Below are 877 nucleotides of genomic sequence, written 5' to 3'. Positions count from 1 at the left end.
GCAGAGACTACATACCGGGGATTGATCTCATAGACTAGGCAAGGCACGCCCTGCCCGCCCACATCAACCACGATCTCGCGCTTCACATACTCGTCACTGGGGGTCGCCCCCAGGTCCTCGATCTCGTCCAGTACGGCTTCCAGCGCTGGCTCGATGGCATACACCTCCCCGTGCACCACCCCCAGGGGCCCGCCCAATGCCATGCCGGGATAGGCCCCCAGGTGGTAGAGCACCCCAGGCACCTGGGCGGCCCCCATGAATCTTGGCGCCGGGCGAAGGCGGGTGATGTCATTGGATCCGCCGCGCCGCAAGGTGCCATAGACAAAGACATGGCGTGCAGGGCTGGCGGGCGGGGTTTCGTCGGGCATGATGCGCATCTCCTTTTCGTTGAGCGATCACCAGTCTAGTGAACACCACTCCCAGCCGCCCCTTTGCCTACCTGTGCCTGGCCCTCAGCATGGCGCTGGTGGGCAGCTACGTGGCGCTGTCCAAACCGCTGGCCGCCGTGCTGCCGGTTTTTCTGCTCGCATGGATGCGTTTTGGCATTGGTGGCGTAGCCATGTTGCATTGGCTCCGCAAACCTGTGGATGAGCCGCCCCTCGCCCCACAAACCCGGCGGCTGTTGTTTCTACAGTCGTTTCTGGGCAATTTCCTGTTCACCATCTGCATGATCTATGGCGTGAGCCTCACCGATGCGGTCACGGCCGGAGTGACCCTGGCCGCGATTCCCGCCGCGGTGGCGGTGATGGGCTGGCTCTTTTTGCACGAACGCGTGGCGCCACGCACCTGGGCCGCCGTGGTTTGTGCCGTGGCGGGGATTGCCTTGTTTTCGCTATCAACACAAGAGCATACAGCGCCTATTGGACAAGCGCCAGGC

Annotated in this window: 2 protein-coding genes; one reads left to right on the top strand and one right to left on the bottom strand. The window is 63.2% G+C overall.

Annotation, left to right across the window (positions count from 1 at the left end; genetic code table 11):
• Positions 1–368: gamma-glutamylcyclotransferase (locus ACK4TH_RS12385; protein WP_409626887.1), on the bottom strand; the 368-nt coding region annotated here is incomplete at its 3' end.
• Between the two features lie 38 nt (positions 369–406).
• Between ACK4TH_RS12385 and ACK4TH_RS12380 the strand changes: the two genes are divergently transcribed.
• The coding region (locus ACK4TH_RS12380; protein WP_409626885.1) for a DMT family transporter at positions 407–877 on the top strand (471 nt) is incomplete at its 3' end.

It is taken from the genome of Tepidimonas sp., from assembly GCF_046292505.1.
Taxonomy (GTDB): domain Bacteria; phylum Pseudomonadota; class Gammaproteobacteria; order Burkholderiales; family Burkholderiaceae_C; genus Tepidimonas.
This window is presented reverse-complemented; position numbering and strand designations above follow the sequence as displayed.